Source organism: Nocardia yunnanensis, from assembly GCF_003626895.1.
GTDB lineage: Bacteria > Actinomycetota > Actinomycetes > Mycobacteriales > Mycobacteriaceae > Nocardia > Nocardia yunnanensis.
Genome location: NZ_CP032568.1, coordinates 4588715 through 4612379 on the forward strand (window position 1 = coordinate 4588715; position 23665 = coordinate 4612379).

Sequence of the window (23665 nt, forward strand, 5' to 3'; positions counted from 1 at the left end):
CTCTCCTGAGATGGGCGGCCCCGATGGCTCGAGCCGAGGAGCGCGGCTCGCGACACCGAGTGCCACCAATTGCGGCAGGGCCCCCACCCGTCTTGCCGATGGCTCGTCCTGGCTGGACGTGCGTACAAGAACGCGGCGGATGCCCTAGTTCCTTGCCATAGAGGTTAACGCCACATATCGCGGCGTACGGAATCGGGTTGTCCACTCGGTATCGGGTCGAAACCTGCGACCTGCCGCTATGCGAATTCGAGTGCGGCCAGGTCACGTTCGCATGCCTGCAGTAAAGCGGGGCGGCGGCCGACCGCGTGCCGCAATCGCGCCTCCAATTCGCCGACCCGCAGATCGGTTTCGACCATGCGCGCGGTGGCGCTGCCGAGCACCTCGTCGGTGAGCCGTTCCTCGGCGTCGACCAGGGCGGTCGCGACCCGCTGTTCGAGTCGCGCCCGCACGTCGACGAGCGTGTCCGCCACCCATTGCCGCAGGTGGGCGCCGTGGGCGAGGTGGCCGCGGGCCCGCACCACCCAGCCCGCCGCGGCCGCGCCCAGCAGCAGTCCGACCGGCATGATCGCGTAGTCGAGGGCGGGCAGCAGCGCCAGCGGCGACACCGCCAGCCGGCCCAGTCCGAACCCGGCCGAGGCGCCCAGCGCGATCACCAGATGGTCCTCCACGCCTCGGGACCGCGGGCCCGGCGTGAGGACCGCCGGCGGCGGTCGTTCCGGGGGTGGCGGAAAAGATATATGCCATTCCTCCGCGACGGATTCTTCGACTTGACGGCACAATTCGGCGAGCCCGGAGCGAATCGCGTGGTCCATCTCCCGTGTGAGTTTTTCCACAGCATCGCTCACATGCCGCGGAAATTCCGCGTGCGTGCTGTGCGGCAGCGCCTCGATTTCGTCGCGCAACTCCGCGTGCGCGGCCCGAATCCTGGCCCCTACCTCGTGTAACAGCTCCACCCGGGCGCGCTGCACCCGATTGCGCACCACCGCCATGGCCGCGCCCCGCCCGCCGTCCCCGACCGCCAGCAGTCGTGCCCGCTCGGCCCGCAAGGCCGCCACATCCCCGCCGTCGCACAGCTTCCCGATCTGGGCCTCGATCCGCTGCCGGGTCTGCGCCAGCACCCGCGCGCGCACCGCCTCCACCTGATCCCCCATCGTCCCGGCACCCGATGCCACCACCAGACGCGTGTGCAGCGCACCCACCCCCGATCGGTCCAGCAACGCGGCGTCCTCGCTCGCCCGCGCGACCGCCGCCATCCGGGCCGACACGGCCACGATCTCGTCCTCCCCGCCCTCGGCGAGCAACCCTGCCGCGGTGAGCAACTCGGCATCCAGCTTGCGCACTTCCCGCCATTCCCGGTGCGCGTGAATCCCCTCCAGCGCGAACACGATCCGCGATCCGCCCGCACGCAGCCGCTGCGCCGCCGCCATGAACTCCGCCCCCACCAGTGCGCCGGCCTCGAGCACGGCGAGCACCACCGGGTACGGCCGCGTGTCCTCCCGCGACTCCAGGGCCTCGAACCCGACCACCTCGATATCGATACGCGGCGTGCACCGGGCCAATTCGACCCGCAATGCCGCGGCGTGCGACTCCTCCCCCGCCAGCAATCCGATCATCGGGCTGCGACCGGACTCCGGCCCCGCGACCGCCCGCAGCAGGGCCAGTCCGTGCGGATTCCACCGCATCACAACGCCTTCCACGACGGCGGGCAACTCGGCGACAGCGGGCCGCGCACTCTCGGATTCGGGCAGTGCGGCAGCGGATTCCGATCCGGTCGCCGTGGCCGGCCCGGAACGCATGGGCGGCGGTTCCAGACCACCGGTCAGCGGTGGCGGCAAAGCCAAGGACGCACCCGGGGCGGACGCCGCCGGTGGGGTGTCGGGCGGCGGAACGGCTGGGCGGGGTTCGGGGATCACTACGGTGCTGATTCGTATCCGCGGGGGCGTTCGGCTTGGCGGGATTCGGATCACGCGGCGGGGGTGGTCCCGTAGCGGCGGAGGATTTCGGTGTGGAGCGGGTCTATTCCGCTGGCGCAGTGGAGGATTTGGCCGAGCGCTCGTTCCGTGAGCGCCGGGTGGTGGCGCAGGGCGGTCAGGGCGCAGGACACGCCGTGGAGGTCCCAGCGGTCCAGGAGTGCCTGGCACGCTTCGGAATCGGGGCCGGCCGCGGTGAACAGGTCGTGGGACAGGGTCGCCGGCGGGTCGGGTCGCGGGAGCTGCCGGCGCAGGGTGTGCAGGTCGGCGGCGGTGAGCGTCGTGGTGCGGGTGCGCGCGGCCAGCACGGCGACCACGGGGAAAGTTCGGTGGCCGAGTTCGTCTTCCAGGCGGGCGGCCAGGAGGGCGGCATCGGACCAGCGGGTGCCGAGGGAATCGGCCTTGTTGAGGATCACAAGGGTGCGTTCGGGTGGGAGGGCGGCCAGCATGCGGCGGTCGACGGGGTTGACGGCGCCGGGGAGGACATAGAGGAGCAGGTCGGCGTCGAGGGCGAAGTGGGGTTGCCCGGGGCGGTCGAGCGGCGGCGTTTCTTCGGCGGCGAGCAGCGACAGGGCATGTCGGAGGGTGGTTTTGCCCGCGCGGGCGCGGCCGGTCACCTGGATGCGCACGGATCGCTCGATCGGCACGCGGGCAGGTTATCCGGAAGCCGCTGGAGCCGTGCGGGATTCGGATCACAAGCCGGCGGATCCGCGAGTGAGGAAACAGACTGTTCCGGGTCCTCCTGTGCGGCAGCATAATTCGACGCAACCGCTCTTCACAGATACCCGAATTTGCCTTACGCTGGCGATTCGGTCGGCATCTGCGCCGATGTTCGGCTGCGGTGACCCGTCTCGGTCCACGGCCGACGGGACGAGGGGAGGTCGCGATGACCGTCGACGCGGACGTCATCGGAAGATCCGGCACATCGCAGCGGACACCGGTCCGCCGCGCCGGTGGCGAACCGGCCGCGAGCGCGGTCAGCCGTCCGTTGCCGCCGAATCAGGACCCCTTCTTCCACCCGCCCCGCGGTTTCGCGCGGCAGGCCCCCGGCACCATCCTGCGGCACCGTTCCGTCGAGATCGCCCTGTTCGGCCTGGTGCCGCAGCAGGTGACGGCATGGCAGCTGCTCTACCGCAGCCAGGATCTGCACGGCCGGCCCGAGGTCGCGGTGACCACGGTGCTGCTGCCCGCGGGTGCGGAACCGGATGCCGAGCGACCGCTGCTGGCCTTCCAGACCGCCATGGACGCCGTCACCGACCGCTGCGCGCCGTCCTACGCGCTGCGGCGGGGCGCGCTCGCGCCCGGTTCGATCACCCAGCTGGAATGGCTGCTGGTGGCGGGTGCGCTGCGCCGCGGCTGGGCGGTCGGCATCGCGGATCACGAAGGGCCGCAAGGCAATTTCGGGGTAGCGCGGGAGCCCGGCTACCGGAGTCTCGACGGTGTCCGCGCGGCGCTGCGGTTCGCCCCGCTGGGTCTGCGCTCGGATACCCGGGTGGCGGTGTGGGGCTATTCCGGTGGCGGCATGGCGAGTTCGTGGCTGGTGGAGATGGCCCCCGAGTACGCGCCCGAACTGAACCTGGTCGGCGCGGTGCTGGGCGCGCCGGTGGGCGATCCCCGGCATGTGTTCCTCGACCTCGACGGCGGCCTGTTCGCGGGCTTCCCGGCCATCGTCATCGCCGCGCTGCGGCAGGTGTATCCGGCGCTGGCCCAGGTGGTGGACCGCGACTTCACCCCGGAGGGCCGCCGCCTGCTCGAGCGAGCCCGCGGCCTGGGCCCGATCGCGGTGCTGCCGTTGCTGGTCGGCCGCCGCATGGACGACTACCTGCGCCGCCCGCTGGCGGAGATCCTGCCGGACCTGGAGGCGATGTTCGACGAACTGCGCCTGGGCAATCACGCGCCGGCGTGCCCGGTGCTGGTGATTCAGCCCATTCACGACCAGGTCATCGACGCCGCGGGCGTCGACGGCCAGGTGGCCCGGTACCGGGCGGCCGGCGCGGCGGTCTGGTACGTCCGCGATCGGCTCAGCGAGCATTTCTCGCTGCTGCCGCTGGCCACCCCGATGAGCCTGGACTGGCTGGCGGATCGGCTGGCCGGAAAAACTCTTACCGAACCCTCAACCAAGACCGTCTGGTCGGTCGCGCTGGACCCGGCGCACTGGCGCGGCATGGTGGAAATGGCAACTACCGCAATGCGAGTCACGCTCGGACTGCCCCTGCGCCCGGCCGTCGCACCGGCGTCCAGCGAGGTCTCGGGCCTGGCGGCCTGACCGAGGGCGGCCGCGGCAACCCCGGTCGATTGCTGCGCGTAACTAGCAATACTGGACAATGGACGCCGTGAACGACGCCGCAAACCAACCCATGGGTAACCGCCTCTACCCCCGCGTCACCAGCTTCCGCGCCCGGCGCGGCGCGGTGTCGCCGGCGCGGCAGGACGCCTGGGATCGGGTGTGGCCGGTCATCGGCAAGGACGTGTCCGACGAAAAGCTGGACGCCGACGCCTGGTTCGGCCGCTCCGCCCCGCTGATCGTCGAGATCGGCTGCGGCACCGGCACGGCCACCGCGGCCATGGCGCAGGCCGAGCCGCAGTTCAACCTGATCGGCATCGAGGTCTACAAGCCGGGTCTGGCCCAATTGGTGCAGCGGATCGAACGCGAGGGCATCGACAACATCCGGCTGTTGCGCGGTGATGCCGTGGATGTCCTGGAAAATATGGTTGCTCCCGAATCGCTGACGGGCGTTCGCGTGTTTTTTCCGGACCCGTGGCCGAAAGCGCGACATCACAAGCGCCGCCTGCTGCAGCCGGAAACCTTCGCACTCATCGCAAGTCGGCTGATTCCCGGCGGCGTGTTGCACGTCGCGACCGATCACGCGGATTACGCCGAGTGGATCGGCCTGTACGGAAATGCGGAACCGCAGCTCATCGGCATGAACGAGCCGACCGGTGGCGATCCGGACGCCTATAAAAACAAGGCACCGATCGGTTTCGAACGTCCGATTACCAAGTTCGAAAACAAAGGACTCCGCGCGGGTAGCGCCATCACCGAGTTCATCTGGGGGAAGATCGAATCATGAGCGTCAGCGAGATGGCCCCGGGGGTCGAGGAAGTTGCCGGAATAATGCACGGCGCCGATTCGACCGAACTATCGGGCTCCACGACCGGGCTCGGCAATGCCGGCGGCAATGCCACCATCGCCTTGGGCGGCAATGCCACCGACGTGCGCCGCGTCCTGCTGGTCTGGGATGCGCCGAATTTGGATATGGGTTTGGGCGCCATCCTCGGCGGCCGCCCGACCGCCGCCTACCGCCCGCGCTTCGACGCGCTGGGCCGCTGGCTGCTGGCCCGCACCGCCGAACTGTCGGTGGGCGCGACGACCCGGGTCGAGCCCGAGGCCACCGTCTTCACCAATATCGCGCCGGGCACCGCGGATGTGGTGCGCCCCTGGGTCGAGGCGCTGCGCAATGTCGGCTACGCCGTCTTCGCCAAACCCAAGATCGACGAAGACTCCGATGTCGACAGCGACATGCTCGGCCACATCGAACTACGCCGTCGCGGTGCCGGTTTGGCCGGGATCATGGTGGCCTCCGCCGACGGTCAGGCCTTCCGCGCGCCCCTCGAGGAGATCGCCGCCGCCGGGGTGCCGGTTCAGGTGCTGGGTTTCCGCGAGCACGCGAGTTGGGCCGTCACGTCGGATATCCTCGAGTTCATCGACCTCGAGGACATCCCGGGCGTGTTCCGCGAACCGCTGCCCCGGGTCAGCCTCGACTCGCTGCCCGACGAGGGTGCGTGGCTGCAGCCGTTCCGGCCGCTGTCGGCCCTGCTCACCTCCCGCCCCGCTCAAGGAGTCGCTTAGTGTTCACCCGCTGGGGCGACCTGGTCTACAAGCTGCGCTACACCGTGCTCGGTGTGGTTGTGGCCGCAATGCTCTCGCTCGGAGCTTTCGGATTCGGCTTGGAAAACCATCTCAGTTCCAGCGGATGGTTCGACCCGAATTCCCAGTCGTCCCAGGCGTCCATGCTCAAGGACCAGGTGTACGGGCGCGATCACAACAGCGATGTGATCGTGCTGTACTCCGCGCCCAACGGCGACACCATCGATGATCCGGCGTGGAATCAGAAGGTCATCAACAGCCTCAACGCGCTGCCGTCGAAGTATCCCGAGATCAGCGCGATCAATGCCTCGCCCTGGAAGCTGGACGTCCCCAGTTCGCAACTGGCCCAGGCGGCCAGCCAGGATCGCAAGCACGCCTTCGCCTCGATCGCCATCAAGGGCGACAACGACACCGACATGGTGCGCAACTACCGGACGGTCAAGAACGCCGACGCGTTCAGCATTCCGGGCGTGCAGGTCGAGGTCGCCGGTCTGCAGCCGGTGGCGGGCACGCTGAACGACACCATGGCGCAGGATCAGAAGCGCATGGAGATGATCGCCATCCCGGTGGTCGCGGTGCTGCTGTTCTTCATCTTCGGCGGCATCGTGGCGGCCGCGCTGCCCCTGATCATCGGTGGTCTCACGGTGGTCGGCGCGAACGGCATCGTCATGGGGATCACCAAGTTCACCGAGGTGAACTCCTTTGTCTCGCCCGTGGTTTCGATGATCGGCCTGGGTCTGGCCATCGACTACGGCCTGTTCATCGTGAGCCGTTATCGCGAGGAGGTCGCCGACGGCTACGACACCCGGGCGGCCGTGCGCCGCACGGTGCAGACCGCCGGGCGCACCGTCATCTTCTCGGCGACGATGATCATCGCGGCCAGCGCCGGCATGCTGCTGTTCCCGCAGGGCTTCCTGAAGTCGGTGGCCTACGGCACCATCGCGACGGTCGCGCTGGCCGCGCTGTCGGCGCTCACCATCCTGCCCGCGCTGCTGTCGATCCTGGGTCCGCGCGTGGATGCGCTGGGGCTCAAGTGGTTCCGCAAGTCCAAGACCAGCGAGGAGATCGAGAACGGCTTCTGGGGCAAGATCACCGCGTGGGTGATGAAGCACCCGCTCAAGGTGGCCATCCCGATCACCGTCGGACTGCTGCTGTTGATCATCCCGGTCAAGAACCTGCAGTTCGGCGGCATCAGCGAAACCTATCTGCCGCCGAACAACCCAACCCGGCTGGCGCAGCAGCACTTCGACGAGATCTTCCCGCTGCGCAAGGCCGACCCGGTGCAGCTGGTCATCGTCACCGACAATCCGAAGAACATCGGCACCATCCTCAACGAGGCCAACCACGCGCGCGGGCTGCAGCCCAACACCTCGTTCTCGCTGCCGCAGACCCCGCCCAACGGCTCCAATGTCTGGTCGACCACACGGCCGCTGCTCAAGGGCGCCGACATCAAGGAGACGATGGACGATCTGCGCTCCATCGACGTCCCGGACGGCGCCGAGGTGATGGTGACCGGAACCCCGGTCATGATGCAGGACAGCATCGATCAGCTGGTCGAACGCATGCCGCTGATGATCGCGCTGGTGGTGCTGGTGACCACCATCCTGATGTTCCTCACCTTCGGCTCGCTGGTGCTGCCGATCAAGGCCGCGCTCATGAGCGCGCTCGGCCTCGGTTCCACGCTCGGCATCCTGACCTGGATCTTCATCGACGGCCACGGTGCGACGCTGCTGAATTTCACGCCGCAGCCGATCATGTCGCCGGTGCTGGTGCTGATCATCTCCGTGGTCTACGGCCTCTCCATCGACTACGAGGTCTTCCTGCTCTCGCGCATGGTCGAGGCGCGCACCCAGGGCGCGTCCACCACCGAGGCGGTGCGCTCGGGTACCGCGCAGACCGGGCGCATCATCACCGCGGCCGCCTTGATTCTGCTGGTCGTCACGGGCGCGTTCGCGTTCTCCGACCTGGTGATGATGCAGTACATCGCCTACGGCATGGTGGCGGCGCTGTTCATCGACGCGACCGTGCTGCGCATGCTGCTGGTCCCGGCCACCATGAAGCTGCTCGGCGACGACTGCTGGTGGGCGCCCAAGTGGATGAAGAGGATTCAGCAGAAGATCGGCCTGGGCGAGCCCATCCTCGACGATGAGCGGCCCGGCGGCGGCGAGGTGGTCGACCTGGTCAAGACCACCCCGGTGACCGATCCGGTCACTATGCAGATTCCGGTGCTCGCCGATGGGTCGCCGGCGTCCAAGCCGCGCAAACCGCGCCCGCGCCGCGCCGTGCACGTGGACAGCGAAGCGCCGACACAGCGGATCATCACCAACCCGACGCCCGCTCCGGCGGCCCCCACCCCGGCGACGCCGGCCGTGACCCCCGGTTCGCAGGCGCCGCCGGTCGCCCCGGCGCCGTCCGCCGACGCGAAGCGCCCCGCGCCCGGATTGCCTTCTGCCACCGCGCGTCCTGGCCGCGGCGTCACGCCGTCGACCAGCACCACGCCGTCGTTCATCGCGAACCCGGGCGGTTCGGACACCGGTAGCTCGAACCCGGCTGGCCCGGCGGCGGCGAGCCCGCTGGCCGGAGTGGTGCCGACACCGGAATCCCATTCCGGCACCGGCACGCCCGGCGCGCCGAGCCCGGCCCCCAGCACGCCCGCCGCCCCGGCGGAACCCGGCGGCCCCGCACTGCCACCACGCCGGGTGACCAGCGCGGCATCGGCGGACGCCCCGACCACCGATCTCGGCTCCGGCGCCAACCTGGCCCCGCACCCCATCGGCGACTTCGCCTCCCCCGGTAAGGGCGCCGCGAATCCCGGTGCGGTGCCGTCCATCTCGCGGCCCGCCCCGCCCGCGACTCCGGAGGATGCGCCCGCGCCCGCGATGGGTTCGGAGCGGGTGCTGCCGCCGCCGGGAGCCAAGCTGCCGCCGCATCCGGCGACCCGGGCCCAGCTGTATCAGCCGCACCCCGAGCAGCCCGCGGATTCGGCTGCCACGGAGGAACATCCGGCCAGTCCGGCACCCGACGGTGAACCGGAGGCGGGCGAGCAGCCGGCCGGTCGCAGCAGTATCGAGGGCTGGATGTCGGATCTGCGGTCGGCGCGGCGTAAGCCCAAGCCGGAGGACGACGACGATGCCAAGCATCGGGGCGGCGAGGGACGGCAGGTCAGCGTGAACGAACTGCTGCGCCGCCAGAACCGCGACTGACGGCACCGAGCGCACCGCGCGACGCCCGGCCGAATTCTCGGCCGGGTGTTCGCTTTTCGAGCGGTCGATCCTGCGGTCAGGCAGTCGGTGTGCGGGCGTCCATGTCGGCGAAGGCTCGCGCGTAGCGGGTGCCGACCACCAGCAGCAGCACGCCCACCACCAGGAACGCCCCGGCGCGCAGCAGCCCGTCGAGGGTGGCGAGGTCGAACAGGAACAGCTTGGCCAGCGCCGCCGAGGTGACCAGCAGTCCGGCGCCGAGTGCGACCTTCGCCCGCTGCGGGGCCCGCGACAGCCGGCGCAGACCGAACAGCAGGGCGGCGGTCGCGGCGATCATCCACACCACGGTCGCGATGCCGTGCCCGGCCCGGAAACCGTCGGGGCTGCCGGTGGCCACACCCAGCGAGACCGTCAACGCGGTGACCGTGTACAGCCCGCCGATGCCGGCGAACACCGCCAGCGTGGTGGCCTCGGATTCCCGCTCCAGCAGGCCGAGGCGGCGGGCGCACCAGCCCGCGACCACCAGCACCCCGAGCAGCGCGCAGGCCGACAGGCCGGTCGAAACATCCAGGTGCGCTTCGGCTTCGGTCTGATTCGCCAGCGTGGCGGGGTCGGCGCGGAGGACGAACGTCACCGCGCCCAGCACACCGTAGCCCGCACCGAGGCCCCCGGCGATCCGCGACCGCTGCTGACCCGCCACCCCCAGGAAGCCCAGGGTGACCACGGCCAGCGCGAGCGGCAGGGTCTGCACCCGCGAGACCCCGATGCACGCTTCCAACAGCGCGAACGCGCCCGCGAGCGCGGACACGACGGCCAGATGGCCCGGAATCCGCAGCGCGGCGCCGATTTTCGGCAGCCACGGCAGGACCGCGACGATCAGCGGCACGGCCGCGAACGACGCGGACACCACGATCGAGCCGGTGCGGCCGAACATGATCGGCGCGGCCAACATCGGCAGGGTCGCCGAGGCGAATGCCAGGCTCGCCGACACGTCCCCGGCGCGTCGCCGCGTGCCGAGCACCGCGCCCGCCAACCCAGCGACCGCGATGACGATGGCCGCGGCCAGCACCTGCCACCGGTCGGCAGGGGCGCTCGCGTCACTGTCGAGGCCCAATGCCACCGCGGCCACCGCGGCCAGAGTAGTGAGCACCGCGGGCACGGTCCGCGCGAAGTGCAGCAACGGCCAGTCACGCACCGAGTGCACGGGGAGCGCGGCGATCTGCAACACGATCAGGAAGCCCAGCAGGGCGATCAGGGTGGTGGTCACGAACGGTGCGAGCACCGCCGCGCCCAGCACCGTCAGCACCGCGAGCGCCTGGGCTCGCCACTGGACGGCCAGGGCCACCCCGCCCGCGGCGATTCCCAGCGCCAGCACGTATCCGACGATCGGATTCAGCCAGTGGTAGATCGAGGTCGTCGCGACCACGTCCAGGTATCCCCCTGCGATACCGGTGGCCGCCAACGCGATTCCTCCGACCCGCCCACCGGCCTTGGCGTAGACCCGCGTGCCTGCGAACACCAGCACGCCCGAGAACAGGGCTCCCGCAACGACTCTCGGCACCGGACCGAAGAAACCGGCCTGCGCCGCCAGCACCAGCAGCATGACCACGCCGATCAGCGTCACCCCGACACCGGCCACGGCCAGCACCCGGCTGATCACCCCTTCCCGCTGCCACCACGGCGCACGCACCGGGCGGGCGTACGCGCGGCCCCGCTGATTCGGCAGCGCCGGCATGGGCTGGTAGAGGGTAGGACCCACGCGCGGGCGTGGCGCGCCGGACCACGGCGTGGGCTGTCCCGCAACGGTTCCGGTTGGCGCTGGCCCCCATCCGGCGGTCGGCCGCTGCACCCAGCCGGGAGCGCCGGGCGGCACCGGCTGCCGCACACCGCCGAGCGGTGGCCGACCAGCCGAGGCTGCGCCGGTAGGGACGGTCGGAATCTGCTGTCCCGCAACAATTCCGGGTGCGCTCGGCCACGGGTTCCGACTCGCGGACGGTCCCGTACCCGGCCTGCCTTGCGCGGCTGGACCGGCGGCGGCCGCCTCGGGCCCCGGCATCGGGGGCATGGTCGCGCCCGCCGCCTCCGGAGAGACGACGGGCGTGGGGTTGGACATGGGCTGCGCTGTGGTACGGGTGTTTTCGGCGACAACCTGGTCGCGCAGGGTTTCGAGATCGCGGCCGAGGACGTTCAGGTGCTCGCTGAGCGAGGTGAATTCAGTCGACAGCCGCGCGATCAGGCGAGGATCGATGGCGAGATTCATGTCCGCCATACTTTCGGCTCCCGGCCGCGGTCACCTGAGTAGAAACACCCGGCGCACGCCCGATTACTACCCGATTCGGCCTGGTAGGGCCCCGGACAGGGTCAGCCCGGATGGACGGCGGCGGCGCGTGCGATGGTGGCGCGGACCTCGGCGGTGATCACATCCGGCGCCTCGAGCATGGGAACGTGGCCGAGGCCGTGCAGCGGTCGCACCTCGACGGCCCCCGAGGAAGTCAGCGGCTGATAGACGTGCGGCGGCAGGACCCGGTCGTGCTCGGGCAGCAGCACCGTCGTGGGCGCCGACAGCTCGCCGAGGCCGGTGAAGCCGGTCGGCAGGCCGGGATCGGCCGCCAGATCGTCGACGATGGCGCATTCGGTGATGGCCGCCGTCATGGCCTTGGCCAGCGGATTGGGCACCGCGGCGGGCCGATTCGCGAGCAGCGGGAGCAGCAGGCTGCGCAGCAGGCTCGGTGTGGTCGAGGGCCGGCCCGGCTCCAGACCGAGCAGCGGGCCGAAGGCCCGGAACTTGCGCAGCAGCGCATCGGCGGCGGCCGGGGTGCGCCACAGTCCGGCGGGCGCGATGGCGGTGCAGGTGCGGGCGCGGCCGCGAGCGGCCAGTTCGAGCGCGACCCAGCCGCCCAGTGAGTTGCCCGCGATATGCGCTGTCTCCCAGCCGGATTCGTCCAGCAGCCGTTCGCAATGATCGACCAGGGCGGCGACGGTGACGGGCCGGGCGGCCTCGGGTCCGCCCCAGTGGCCGGGGAAGGTGGGCGCGAGCACGCTGTGCTCGGTGGCCAGTTCGTCCAGCACGGCACCCCAGGACTGCCAGGTGAGCAGCACGCCGTGCAGCAGGAGCAGCGGTTCGCCGCGGCCGGCGCGATGCACCGGTTCGGGCGCTGGACGCTCCTGTTCCGGATCCTGGCCGCCATCCACCATGGGGATGACCCTACCGTCCGAATCCGCTTGCCGCCGAGCCGATCGCGCCCGGCGGGGGCGCGGCGTCACGCACCGTTGAGGAACTTCTTCCAGGTGGCCGCGAAGGGCTGCTTGGCCGTGACGGAGCTGAAACGCAGTGTGCCGTGCACGATGATGTGCAGCGGCCCGATGGGCGGACCGGTGCGCACCTTGGTCTCGGCGCTGGAGGCCACCAGATCGATATTGTTCAGGTCCACGGTGGCCTCGGCCGGCACGATCAGCTCGAGCGACGCGCAGGTGTCGTTGACGTGGATCTCCACCACCTGGGTGGACATGACGGCCTGGGTGAAGTCCAGTTTCACGCTGCCCATGAAGCTGTTGATCATCAAGGTCGGCGGCACCTGCCAACTGCCCTTGCGATCCACGCTGGACAGCCGGGCGCGAATCACGTTGCCCGGCACGGCCGGCGCCATCCGATGCCCCGGCAGGTAGTGGGCTTGCCCCTGCGCGTACTGGGCCTGCGCCTGGACGTATCGCGGTTGCGGCATCCAGCGGGGCTGCGCCGGCGCCCAGCCCGGCGCGGCGGGGGCGGGCTGGCCGACCAGCCGGACGCCCGGCAGATCCACCAGCACCGCATTGAGTTCGCCGCGGGTCTTGGCCGCGAGCGCGGTGTCCATGCGCTCGGTGAATTCCCCCAGCGACAGCATGCCGAGCCCGACCGCGCGCTGCAGCAGCCGTCCGACATGTTCGCGTTCTACATCAGATACCCGTAGATCTCGGTCGCCGATCACGGCGTTGCCGGTCTCGATCGCGGAAACCGCTTCAGGACCTCCCATGCTTCGAGGCTAGCCAGCGCGAGGCCCCGCCCGCATCAGGGCAATCCCTGATCCGCCCCCGAATCGGCGCACCCCCTTACTCGTCGAGGCCCTGCTCGATGGCGTACCGGGTCAACTCCACGCGATTGCCGAGCTGCAGTTTGCGCAGCGTGGACTGCACGTGGTTCTCGACGGTGCGGTGGCTCAGGCTCAGCCGGGTGGCGATCTGCTTGGCGGACAAGCCCTTCGCCACCATGCGCAGCACCTCGGTCTCCCGGTCGGTGAGGGCGGGGCGATGCGGGGCGTCGCGGTCTTCGGGGGTATTGGCGATGCGGCGGAACTCGCCGAGCACCAGTCCGGCCAGCCCGGGGGTGAACACGGCCTGGCCCGCCGCGGTGGCGCGGACGGCATCCAGCAGTTCGGTGGCCGAGGCGCTCTTGACCAGGTAGCCGGTGGCCCCCGCCTTGATGGCGTCAAGCACGTCGTCGCGTTCGGCCGACGCCGACAGCACCAGCACCCGGGTGCGGGGCGAGACGCGCAGCACCTCGGCGGTGGCGTCCGCGCCATTGCCGTCGGGCAATTGCATGTCCATGAGCACCACGGCCGGTCGCACGGCGGCGGCGCGGGCCCCGGCGGCGCGCACGCCGTCGGCGGTGGCGACCACGTCGAAGCCGGCCTCGGCCAGGTCGCGGGCCACGCCTTCGCGCCAGATCGGGTGATCGTCGACCACCATGACGGTGATCTGCCGGTCGGTGTCGGTCATGTCGTGTCCGCTCCCCTCGTGTGACCTCTCATTGTCGCCCAGGCGGTCTCACGGTCGCCGTGAGCGCGGGACCCGGAACTCCCATTCCGCACCGGCCCCCTCCTCGTCGTCGTCCGCGGGCGCCGCCTCGAACAGCAGGTGCGCGGTCCCGCCGAGCGCCTCGACGCGGCCGACGATGGAGCGCGAAACGCCCATGCGCCCTTGACCTTCCGCCTCGGCCAGGCGCCCGGGCGGTATGCCGGGGCCGTCGTCGCGCACGCTCACGATGAGCTCGTCGCCGGTGTCCTCCAGCAGCACATAGGCTTTCGCGCCCGGTCCGGCGTGCTGCACCACGTTGGCGAGGGCGGCGGCCACGGCGGCGGCGAGTTCACGGGCCGCCCAGCGACCCAGCGGCACCGGCTCGCCGGGCGTGGACACGAAGACCGACGGGGTGGCCTGGGCGGTGAGCAGGGGCCGCAGATCCTCCTCCGCGCCCCCGGCGTCGGGCCGCCTGCCCTGTTCGGAGATGAGCACCCGCAGCGCCACCTCCTGCTCTCCGGCGCGCCGCGCCAATTCCGCGGTGGGCCCGCCGATTTCGTCGCCCCGGCGTTTGATGTAGCTCAGCACCTGCAGCACGCCGTCGTGCACTTCCCGCGCCAGCCGTTCGCGTTCCTCGGAGGCGGCGGTGAGCCGCACCGCGCGCTGGAGCTGCGCGTGGGCGCGACGGGCGGTGTTGGAGGCCAGGCCCAGCGCCAGCCCGACCGAGATCAGCACCGGCAGGGTGGCGTCGCGCCACACGTCGAAATCCCATTGGGCGCGGGCGGTGATCACCGCACCGGCGATCAGCAGCCCCGAGGCGATGCCGCCCAGCGGCCCGCGCAGAATCGCCGCGGAGACAACGGCATTGGCCGCCCACAGGGTGGTCGGCAGCGTCTGATGGTGGTGATACCAGTCGTAGTTCGAGACCAGGCGGGTGGCGAAGATCAGGGCGATGACCACCACGTGGTCGCCGATCACCACGGCGGTGCGGACCCGGGGATGATGGCGAATCCGCCACTGCGACAACAACACCGCCGAGATCCCCGACCACACCACCATGATGGCGATCAGAAACCAGCTCAGCCGCTGATTGCTGTAGTAGGACACCGACGCGATCTGCTGGCCCACCGCGTACAGCAGGGTGACCAGGCGAAAAGCCTGTACCGCCCGCCACAGTGGCGCGGAGGCGGCCCAATCCGGATCGGTCTCGGTCCCGGAGGTCACCTCAGTTCCGGACCTCGAGCATCTCGTCCGGGTCGTCCGGATCGGCGTGGAACATGGGATCGTGCGGATCGCCGGTGTGCAGCTCCTGGTACTCCTCCTCCGGTGAATCGGCCAGCAGCGACCGGATGGCGGTATTGAGCACCGCCACGAACGGCACCGCCAGCAGACCGCCGGCCAGACCCGCCAGCACCACGCCCGCCGCGATGGCGAGCACGACGGCCAGCGGGTGGATGCGTACCGCGCGGCCCATCAGCAACGGTTGCAGCACATGGCCTTCCAGCTGCATGACCGCGATCGTGATGCCCAGCACGATGAGCGCGGTGACCAGGCCCTTGGTCATGAGGGCGATGAACACCGCCACCGACCCGGCGATGAACGAGCCCACGATCGGGATGAACGCGCCGATGAAGACCAGCGAGGCCAGCGGAAGCGCCAGCGGCACACCGAGAATGGCCAGACCCGCGCCGATGCCGATGGCGTCCACGGCCGCGACCATGACGGTGGCCCGCACGAAGCCGGTGAGCGTGCCGAAACCGAGCCGTCCGGCCGAGCGCACCTTCTCCCGGTGGGCGCCGGGGATGATGCGGGTGACGAACTCCCAGATCTGATCCCCGCCGTAGAGGAAGAAGATCAGGATGAACAGGGTCAGGAACGCGCCGGTGAAGAATTCGCCGATGACGGTCGCGGTGGTGAGCGCCCCGCTGGTCAGCGCGTCCTTGTTGGATTCGATGGTCTTGACGATGGTGTCGCCCGCATTGCGGATCTGATCGTTGCTCAGATGCAGCGGCCCGTTGATCAGCCAGTCCTGCACCTGATGCACGGAGGTGGTGAACTCGCCCGACAGTTCCGGCACACCGGTCACGAACTGTTCGACCACGAAGGTCATGATCCCGGCGAGCAACCCGAGCGAACCGACCAGCGCCACGAAGACGCCGAGCGCCCGCGGCACCCCGAACCGCTGCATCCAGTTCACCAGCGGCGCCATCAATGCCGCCCCCAGCAGCGCGATGGACATGGGAATGGTGACCGTCGACAGCTTGCGCGCCAGATACGCCACCGCGAGCACCGCCGCGAAGATGATGAGCAGCCGCCAACTCCACTCGGCCATCTGCCGCACGATGGGGTGGACGGCCTCGCCGTCTTGACGGCGCACCCCGCCGGACTTCCCGGATCTGCCAGACGTCGCCTGCACCTCGCTCACGATCGCGAGCCTACTGGCTCGAGCAGGTTATCGGCGGTGCTGACAAACCGTCCGGCATGCCGCGGCTCCGGTTGCGCACTGCGGCCCGGCGGGGCGGGGCAGCTAGATTGGTGATCGTGTCAGCGCCCTTGGAAGCGGTCAAACAGACCATGAAAACACGCTGGCCGCTGTACTTGGTTTCTATGTTCGCGGCCAACGCGTTCGGCGCTGTGCTGGTGTGGGCGTTCATTCAGTACGGGTTGCCGGTTCCCGAGGGCGGGACCAGCGCCACCCGGCAGACCGGATTGCTGATTCCGTCGCTGGTCATCGTGGTCGCCGGGGTGTTGAGCGTGGCCGCGTCGGCGTACATGCTGCGGCCGGTGATGCGCTGGCAGGTGCGGGGCGGGCCACCGTCGCGGCAGGAGCAGATGGCGGCATTGCACGCGCCGCTGCGGCAGGCCATCGTGCATCTGGTGCTGTGGCTGCTCGGCGGCGGCGTGCTGGCGTCGCTGATCATCGTGCGCGCCCCGGAGCTGGCGGCGGCGGTGATCGTCACCGAATGTATGGCCGCCACCATCGTTTTCGGCTTCACCTACATGCTGGGCGAGCGCATTCTGCGCCCGGTCGCCGCGGAGGCGCTGACCACGGGTGCGTTCGATCACACTTTGACCCCGGGCGTGGGCACCCGGATGGCCATGACGTGGGGCATGGGCACGTTCGCGCCGACGATCGCCATCGTGCTGTTGTGCGTCACGCAGATTTCTTCCCGGGTCCAGTTTTCCGCGCAGTCGCTGGCGGTCTCGATTCTGCTGCTGTGCGGTGTGGTGATCATGCAGGCGCTGGCGCTTTCGATGCTCACCGGCTCCTCCATTTCCGATCCGATTCGCCAGCTCAGTCAGGCCATCGACAGCGTCCAGGAAGGCGCGCGGGATGTGCAGGTGGAAGTTTTCGACGGTTCGGAAATCGGGCTGCTGCAGGTTGGCTTCAACCGAATGATGGGTGAGGCCGCGAAACGGCGCGAACTCGAGGAATTGTTCGGCCGGCACGTGGGTGAGGAGGTCGCGCGCCGCGCCCTCGAGTACGGCACCGAACTCGGTGGTGAAACCCGATTCGTGGCCGTGTTGTTCGTGGATATGGTCGGTTCCACCGCGACCGCCGCGGAACGCCCGCCGACCGAAGTGGTCAGCCTGCTCAACGAGTTCTTCCGGGTGGTGGTCGATGTCATCGACCGGCATCACGGACTCATCAACAAATTCATGGGCGATGCCGCGCTCGCCATCTTCGGTGCGCCGCTGGACCGTCCGGACGCGCCGACCGCCGCCCTCGCCGCCGCCCGTGAGCTGCGCGAAGCCCTGCGCGAGGTGGCCGGGCTGGATATCGGCATCGGCGTCTCGGCGGGGCTGGCGGTGGCCGGGAATATCGGCGGCGCGAACCGTTTCGAATACACCGTGATCGGCGATCCGGTGAACGAGGCGTCGCGGCTGACCGAACTCGCCAAGGACCGCCCGGGACGCGTGCTGACCTCTTCGAGCGCACTGTTTTTCGCCGACGAGAACGAGCGATCGCATTGGCAGGAAGGCGAAGAGGTGCAACTGCGCGGCCGGCGCCGGAAAACCCGGCTGGCCTGGCCCCGGGAGAGCGCCCGCCAGGCTGATGCAGACGAGGCGGCGGCGAGTTCGTTAGGCTGACGACGTGACGGCCCATGGTGACCTGGCCGGCGATCCTGCGCCGCCCGCGGACAGCTCGCACCGTGGCAGGTTCTGGTGGGCCAAATGGGTTCTCGGTATCGCGCTGGTGGCGTTGCTGATTTCCGAAGGCGTATATCTCTATCCGCGCCTGCACGAATCCTGGAAGAACCTCACCGAAATCCATTGGGGCTGGGTCGCGGCCTGCATCTTCATGGCCGCTTTTTCCATGAGCGGATTCGGCCGCATCCAGAAACAACTCATGCACGCCGGCGGCGTCGAGGTGAGCCAGCGCAAGTCGGTGGCCGTGGTGTACGGCGCGACCGGCATGTCGCTGACCTTGCCCGCGGGCCAGGTGTTCTCGGCCGCCTTCACCTACCGGCAGACCCGGCGCTGGGGCGCGAGCCCGATTCTGGCGTCCTGGCAGCTGGTCATGTCGGGCGTGGTGGCGGCTGCCGGGCTGACGCTGCTGGGCCTGTTCGGTGCGGTGCTGGCCGGCGACAAGGTGGGCCCGCTCAAGGTGAGCCTGACCCTGGGCACCATCACCGTGCTGGTGCTGGCCGTCAACTTCGTGTCCCGGCATCCGGGCGGGCTGGAGGCGCTGCTGCGGCGAATCCTGCATCGCGTCAACCGGATTCGGCATCGGCCCGAAGATGCGGGCATGGATCGGGTCGGCGAGATCCTGTCGCAGCTGGAGTCGGTGGATCTCGGCAAGCGTGATGCCGCGTGGGTCGCGCTGTGGGCGCTGGTGCACCGGTTCGCGGATGTCGCCTGCCTGGGTTTCGCCTGCTACGCGGTGGGAGCGGACCCGCGCTGGGCGGCGCTCATGCTGGCCTTCGCGGCGGGCAAGGCGGTGGGCACCATTCCGCTCGCCCCGGGCGGCATCGTCTATGTGGACGCCACCCTCATCTACTCGCTGACCGCCGCGGCCGGACTGCCCGCCGCGCAGGCGGTGGCGGCGGCCTTCCTGTACCGCCTGATCAGCTTCATTCTGGTGGCCATCGTCGGCTGGATCGTGTTCCTGTTCCTGTTCCGCAAGCCGCACGCCGACGACGCGGAACTGGAGCAGGAATTCGAGCAGCGCGGCAAGCTCCCCCGGCTCCCCCGCCTCCCCGGATCATCAGCGGACGACTGAGTGCCGTCACCGGTTTCGCACCCGCCTCACACGATGGCGAAACCATTTCGGCCCTCCCCGGCGAGTTACCCCGAACGACACGAGATCAGTCGTCACCTTGGCAGTCGGAACAAGCCCGCGACGGCCCCGGCGGGCGCGGTGTCCATGAACCGACGCGCTGAGCCGCCTGTATACCCTGTGGCGGTGAGAAAACTGGTGCCGTTCGCCGTGGATGTCGTGCTCGTGGTGTTCTTCTGCGTGCTCGGGCGCAACAGTCATGACGAGGCCGTGCTGGGCGCGGGCCTGCTGCGCACGTTCTGGCCCTTCGGAACCGGGCTGCTGCTGGGCTGGGTGATCGCGGTGGCGGTGGCGTCGGGCCGCGAAGGGGTCAGCGCGGCACGGCGATTCGATGGCCGCGCGGTCTGGCCGACCGGCGTGATTCTGTGGCTGAGCACCCTGATCGGCGGCATGCTGCTGCGCGCGGTCTCCGGCCAGGGCGTCGCGGTCAGCTTCGTGCTGGTGGCCGCGACCTTCCTGGCCCTGTTCCTGATCGGCTGGCGCGCGGCCGTCCAGATCCTGCGCGCGCGTTGAGCTTCCGCCCCGCTTAGTCCGGGGCGGCCAGCGACTGCAGCAGGCGGGCCGCCACCCGGGCGGTGAGATCCCCGCTGTCGGGATCGTCGATGTGGATGGCGAAGGCCAGATCGCCCATGGTGGCGATGAGCCAGCCGCTGTTGCCGGTGGTGGAGCCGTAGGCCTGCACGTCGCGATACCGGTTGAGCGCGGCCATTTCCGGTGCGCCGACCCCGTCGTGCAGCATGCCGCGCAGCCGGTCGGCGGCGCCGCCGGGCAGGGCGGCCAGGTCGGCCTCGGTGGTGGCGGGCTGACCGATGGTGATCATGGGTTTGGGCACCTGGCCATTGGCGACGGTGGCCGCGGCGATGGCCATGCCCCACGGGCTGGCCAGCAGCGAGTCCGCCGCATTGCCGCGACCGACGTTCTCGGCGGCGTTCTTGCCGGTGGGCAGGCGCCCGGTGGTCTCGTCGAGGCCGGGCACCTTGAAGTCGATGCCGATGCCGAGCAGGCTCGCGGCGTCCGCGGCGTCACCGACCGAGACGTCCTGCGGCGCTTTGTTCTTGGCGACCGCGGCGACGTTCTTGAACAGTTCGATCATGCCGCCGACCGGGTAGAGCCCGGTGAAGGCGATATTGCCCTTCTCGCTGGCCTGGCTGTTCTGCGCGACCGCGACCAGCGCGCCGCTGGAGGGCTGGATGGCCACGATGGAGGTGGGCGAGCCGGTGCTGACCACCGCGTCCTCGGCCGCGCGCTGCAACCGCTGGTCCATGGTGGACGGGATGTCGGGTCCGGGCGGACCCTGTTCGCCGGCCAGCTGGGTGACGAAGCTGCCGTCGGGCTCGAACAGCTGAACGCCCCAGCCGGAGTGCTGGTCTCGATTGTCCTGCCACACCTTGGTGAGCGCGTCGAGCATGGGCGACCAGATGCGGCGGTCGGCGGAGATGAGCTTGGGCTGCTTCTCCATCACCACGCCCGGAATCGGGGCCATGCGCGGTTCGAGGATGTTGAAGTCGCCGTCGCGCAGGTTGACCGCCACAATGGGTTTGCCCTGCGATGCCGAGAGCTGTTGCAGCAGAGCCGGTCCGTCGATGAGCGGGGCGACGGGTGCGATGGCCGCGCCGAGCGCGTTGGTGGAGGCGACCGGGTCGGTGATCTTGGCCGGGTCCAGTTTGATGACGTTGATGGTCTGCTCGGTCATCAGCGGCTGGCCGCCGATGTCGTTCACCTTCGGCGAGGGCTGGGCGAAGGTGCGCACCAGTTTGGCGCTGCGCTTGGCGTCCAGCTGCGGCATGACCAGGGCCGGGTCCCACGAGATGCGCCAGCCCACACTGAGTTTGCGCACGGTGCCGTTCAGGTCGTATTTCCAGTCCCGCTTGTCGCCGAAGTTCCAGGCGCCGGTCATGGAGAAGAGACCAGTCGTACCGTCCAGTCCGATGTACTGGGTCACGTGGTAGTCCGGCTTGCCCGGATCAAGGCCCTCGAAAACTTGCTTCAGCGTTGCCGAAGCCCCGGCCGGGTAGGAAGTCAGTCGCGACGCCCCGTCATAGTCCTTCTTGTCGATCAGCGTGGTGAACCGCTCGACCACCGCCTCCGCACCCGACGACCGATCTCGAACTCCACACGACCCCATCGCGATCGCGACGGCCGCCACACCCGCGAGTGCGATCGCACCCCGTACCCGGAAGCGGCGGGATCCCCACACATCCATATCGCCCACTCTTCACTCTGGCCACATCAGCAACAGGTCCCACGGTACCGCGCCCGCCCGGCGCGCGGCTCCACCTTTCCACCGGGCGTCCTTGTTCTGAGCACCACCATAGTGCCGAAATCGGTCGGCAGTGACCACTTACATGATCACCGGTCGGTTACGGCCCCTGGCGTATTCGAGACTCTGGAGACCGTTCGGTTCTCACTGACGACAGCGATTCCGCCCGACCGCGCCGCGGACGGTGAACCCCGTTCTCTCAGAGCGGAATCCACCCGGGCGAAAACGACGTAACGTTGTAATCAGCATTACAACTCCATGCCGTAAGTGAGAGTGACCAATATGAGACACGGACATCGCGGACCCGGTTTCGGGCGCGGCGGCGGCTGGCAGCAAGCCGACCTTCCCGACGCCTCGGACGCCGCCGATTGGTTCGCTGGAAGATTGCCAGCGGATTGGTTCACCGGTCCCGCAACCCTCGAGATCGATCGCGACGAGATCGTCGTGCTCGGCGAACTCCCCCTCCCCGCAGCCGAACCCGCCGAACCCGCCGACTCCGGCGGGACCGAGACCGCTTCCGACAAGACCGGGGACGCCGCCCCGGCCGAGGTGCCGCAGGCCACCCGCGAGGGCGCCATCGCCCGCTTCCGGGAGACCACCCGCCCCGCCCGCATGCGCATCGCCCAGGAGGCCCAGGCCCGCTACGGCCGCAATGTGGCCTGGGGCGTCACCGTCAACGGCGAGCGAATCATGTTCACCCACCTGGCCGTTCCGGTCATGACCCGGCTGCGGCAGCCCGAGCGCAAGGTGCTCGACACCCTCGTCGACTCGGGCGTGGCCCGCTCCCGCTCCGACGCGCTGGCCTGGACGGTGAAGCTGGCCGGCAAGCACGCCGAGGAATGGCTCGAGGAATTGCGCTCGGCCATGCGCAAAGTCGACGATCTGCGCTCGGAGGGACCGCGCGGCCTGTAGCCGCGGCCTTCCCATACAGTGGGCGCATGCCCGCAGCCGCCCCGATCCTGGTGCTCAACGGTCCGAACCTGAACATGCTCGGCACCCGTCAGCCCGAGGTCTACGGGTCGGCGACCCTCGACGATGTGGTGGAACTGTGCCGCAAGACCGCGGCCCGGTTCGACCGCGAGATCGTGGCCTTCCAGTCCAATCACGAAGGCGCGCTGATCGACCGGATCCACGCCGCGCGCGGCGTGGAATCCGGCATCGTCGTCAATCCCGGCGGTCTCACCCACACCTCGGTGGCACTGCGCGACGCCCTGGTGATCCCGGAGGTGCCGATCGTGGAGGTGCACCTCAGCAATGTGCACGCCCGCGAGGAGTTCCGGCACCATTCCTTCGTCTCCCCGATCGCCACCGCGGTGATCGCCGGACTGGGGATCCAGGGCTACGCCGCGGCGATCGAGTTCCTCAGCACCCGATAGACCGGCACCGCCGCGCCCGCCGCTTCCGAGGCGGTGATGGCCTTGCGCCACAGCGCCCGCGCCGCGTGCGCGAGCGAGGCGTCGACTCCGGCGTCCTCGCTGGCCTCGATGACGTGCTGGGCGCCGGCGTCCATCATGCGCAGATTGGCCAGGTCACCCCAGCCGCCGGCCTTTGCGGCGGCCGCGAAGTTCGCCACGAAATCCGCGTACGGGGCCTGGGCGCGCAGGGCGAAGGGCAGGAAGTGGTCGATCTCGTTGCCGGAGTTGGCGATCAGCGCGAACGCCTGGTCCAGCGCCAGCATCCACGGGTGGAAGATGGTGAGCAGGGCCTGGTAGTAGACCTGCGACAGGCCGTCGTCCGCGCCCAGGTACTCCTGCGGGCTGAGCGGGCGCAGCAGTTCGGCGTGGGCGTCGAACACCGCGCGGGGTCCGCTGTAGAAGATGTACGAGGCCGGGTGCTCGATATCGTCGGAGACCGTCATGCAGCCGCCCGAAAGGAATTGCGCGCCTTGGGATCGCACCCAGGCCGCGCCGGCGCGGGCCCGCTGCGGCGAATCCGAGGACAGGTTGACGACGACCTTGCCGGCCAGGCGGTCGGCGACGGGACCGAGCACCTCGTGCATGGCCGCGTAGTGCGTCAGGCTCAGCACGACGACCTGGTTGGCGTCGAGCGCCTCGGCCACGGTGCGCGCCCGCGTCGCCCCGAGTTCGGCCATCGCCGCGGCCTTGTCGGGGCTGCGGTTCCAGACCGTCACCGCGATCCCGGCCTTCAGCAACGCCTTCACCATTGCCCGGCCCATCGGGCCCAGGCCGATGACGGTCACGGAACGGTGCTGATCGGACATGATGTACCCCTTCGATTTCGAGTGCTGGTCAACGGCGCGCCGGAATCGAGAGTGGCGGGGATCGGTAGCCTCGGGAAGACCGCACGTGCGGGTGG

At 69.7% G+C, this 23665-nt stretch carries 19 protein-coding genes; 9 read left to right on the plus strand and 10 right to left on the minus strand.

What is annotated here, in order from left to right:
- Positions 1 to 236 precede the first annotated feature (236 nt).
- Positions 237 to 1841 (minus strand): hypothetical protein, encoded by a 1605-nt coding sequence (locus D7D52_RS21555; RefSeq protein WP_162958462.1) that lies wholly within the window; start codon positions 1839 to 1841, stop codon positions 237 to 239.
- 122 nt (positions 1842 to 1963) lie between these two features.
- Positions 1964 to 2617: a hypothetical protein gene (locus D7D52_RS21560; protein ID WP_120739067.1), complete on the minus strand. Its 654-nt coding sequence runs from the start codon at positions 2615 to 2617 to the stop codon at positions 1964 to 1966.
- A gap of 239 nt (positions 2618 to 2856) precedes the next feature.
- On the opposite strand from D7D52_RS21560, the gene D7D52_RS21565 reads away from it, so the two are divergent.
- From D7D52_RS21565 to D7D52_RS21580, 4 genes are read left to right on the plus strand one after another with little or no spacing between them, the layout of a single operon-like run.
- Positions 2857 to 4236, plus strand: a complete 1380-nt coding sequence (locus tag D7D52_RS21565) for a lipase family protein (RefSeq protein ID WP_120739069.1) — start codon at positions 2857 to 2859, stop codon at positions 4234 to 4236.
- A 58-nt stretch (positions 4237 to 4294) separates the two neighbouring features.
- Entirely contained in the window at positions 4295 to 5041 is a 747-nt protein-coding gene (gene trmB / locus D7D52_RS21570) for a tRNA (guanosine(46)-N7)-methyltransferase TrmB (RefSeq protein WP_120739071.1), read from the plus strand.
- Positions 5038 to 5820, plus strand: a complete 783-nt coding sequence (locus tag D7D52_RS21575) for an NYN domain-containing protein (protein ID WP_120739073.1) — start codon at positions 5038 to 5040, stop codon at positions 5818 to 5820. Before trmB ends, D7D52_RS21575 begins: the two co-directional genes overlap by 4 nt.
- Positions 5820 to 9041 (plus strand): MMPL family transporter, encoded by a 3222-nt coding sequence (locus D7D52_RS21580; RefSeq protein ID WP_120739075.1) that lies wholly within the window; start codon positions 5820 to 5822, stop codon positions 9039 to 9041. Before D7D52_RS21575 ends, D7D52_RS21580 begins: the two co-directional genes overlap by 1 nt.
- A gap of 76 nt (positions 9042 to 9117) precedes the next feature.
- On the opposite strand, the gene D7D52_RS21585 is transcribed toward D7D52_RS21580, so the two are convergent.
- The 6 genes from D7D52_RS21585 to D7D52_RS21610 all read right to left on the minus strand — a co-directional run bounded on the left by D7D52_RS21585 (position 9118) and on the right by D7D52_RS21610 (position 16140).
- The gene (locus tag D7D52_RS21585) at positions 9118 to 11307 is read right to left on the minus strand and encodes a DUF2339 domain-containing protein (RefSeq protein ID WP_246023209.1); all 2190 of its coding nucleotides are present in this window, start codon (positions 11305 to 11307) and stop codon (positions 9118 to 9120) included.
- Positions 11308 to 11399: 92 nt separating this feature from the next.
- Complete coding sequence (locus D7D52_RS21590) at positions 11400 to 12233, minus strand: alpha/beta fold hydrolase (protein WP_120739079.1); 834 nt, start codon at positions 12231 to 12233, stop codon at positions 11400 to 11402.
- 65 nt (positions 12234 to 12298) lie between these two features.
- On the minus strand, positions 12299 to 13000 hold the full coding sequence (locus D7D52_RS21595) for a DUF1707 SHOCT-like domain-containing protein (protein ID WP_120744338.1): 702 nt from the start codon (positions 12998 to 13000) through the stop codon (positions 12299 to 12301).
- A 124-nt stretch (positions 13001 to 13124) separates the two neighbouring features.
- On the minus strand, positions 13125 to 13790 hold the full coding sequence (locus D7D52_RS21600) for a response regulator (RefSeq protein ID WP_120739081.1): 666 nt from the start codon (positions 13788 to 13790) through the stop codon (positions 13125 to 13127).
- A gap of 48 nt (positions 13791 to 13838) precedes the next feature.
- The gene (macS, locus tag D7D52_RS21605) at positions 13839 to 15032 is read right to left on the minus strand and encodes a MacS family sensor histidine kinase (protein ID WP_120739083.1); all 1194 of its coding nucleotides are present in this window, start codon (positions 15030 to 15032) and stop codon (positions 13839 to 13841) included.
- Position 15033: 1 nt separating this feature from the next.
- Complete coding sequence (locus D7D52_RS21610; RefSeq protein WP_120744339.1) at positions 15034 to 16140, minus strand: AI-2E family transporter; 1107 nt, start codon at positions 16138 to 16140, stop codon at positions 15034 to 15036.
- Positions 16141 to 16382: 242 nt separating this feature from the next.
- Between D7D52_RS21610 and D7D52_RS21615 the strand changes: the two genes are divergently transcribed.
- The 3 genes from D7D52_RS21615 (at position 16383) to D7D52_RS21625 (ending at position 19602) form a co-directional block, all read left to right on the plus strand.
- A complete protein-coding gene (locus tag D7D52_RS21615) occupies positions 16383 to 17900 on the plus strand; it encodes an adenylate/guanylate cyclase domain-containing protein (protein WP_187703217.1) in 1518 nt (505 codons plus the stop codon).
- 4 nt (positions 17901 to 17904) lie between these two features.
- Positions 17905 to 19032 carry a lysylphosphatidylglycerol synthase transmembrane domain-containing protein gene (locus D7D52_RS21620; RefSeq protein WP_120739085.1) on the plus strand — a complete coding sequence of 376 codons (1128 nt, stop codon included), beginning with the start codon at positions 17905 to 17907 and terminating at the stop codon, positions 19030 to 19032.
- Between the two features lie 183 nt (positions 19033 to 19215).
- Positions 19216 to 19602 carry a DUF3054 domain-containing protein gene (locus tag D7D52_RS21625; RefSeq protein ID WP_120744341.1) on the plus strand — a complete coding sequence of 129 codons (387 nt, stop codon included), beginning with the start codon at positions 19216 to 19218 and terminating at the stop codon, positions 19600 to 19602.
- 13 nt (positions 19603 to 19615) lie between these two features.
- Here the strand turns inward: D7D52_RS21625 and D7D52_RS21630 are convergent, their stop codons facing one another.
- A complete protein-coding gene (locus D7D52_RS21630) occupies positions 19616 to 21292 on the minus strand; it encodes an NTF2-like N-terminal transpeptidase domain-containing protein (protein ID WP_246023210.1) in 1677 nt (558 codons plus the stop codon).
- A 339-nt stretch (positions 21293 to 21631) separates the two neighbouring features.
- Here D7D52_RS21630 and D7D52_RS21635 point away from each other — a divergent pair, with 339 nt between their 5' ends.
- The gene (locus D7D52_RS21635) at positions 21632 to 22261 is read left to right on the plus strand and encodes a hypothetical protein (protein ID WP_120744343.1); all 630 of its coding nucleotides are present in this window, start codon (positions 21632 to 21634) and stop codon (positions 22259 to 22261) included.
- A 26-nt stretch (positions 22262 to 22287) separates the two neighbouring features.
- Positions 22288 to 22725, plus strand: coding sequence for a type II 3-dehydroquinate dehydratase (aroQ, locus tag D7D52_RS21640; protein ID WP_120739088.1), 438 nt, complete (start codon positions 22288 to 22290; stop codon positions 22723 to 22725).
- On the opposite strand, the gene D7D52_RS21645 is transcribed toward aroQ, so the two are convergent.
- Positions 22689 to 23570, minus strand: a complete 882-nt coding sequence (locus D7D52_RS21645) for an NAD(P)-dependent oxidoreductase (RefSeq protein ID WP_246023211.1) — start codon at positions 23568 to 23570, stop codon at positions 22689 to 22691. The two genes, aroQ and D7D52_RS21645, sit on opposite strands and share 37 nt — an antisense overlap.
- Positions 23571 to 23665: the final 95 nt, after the last annotated feature.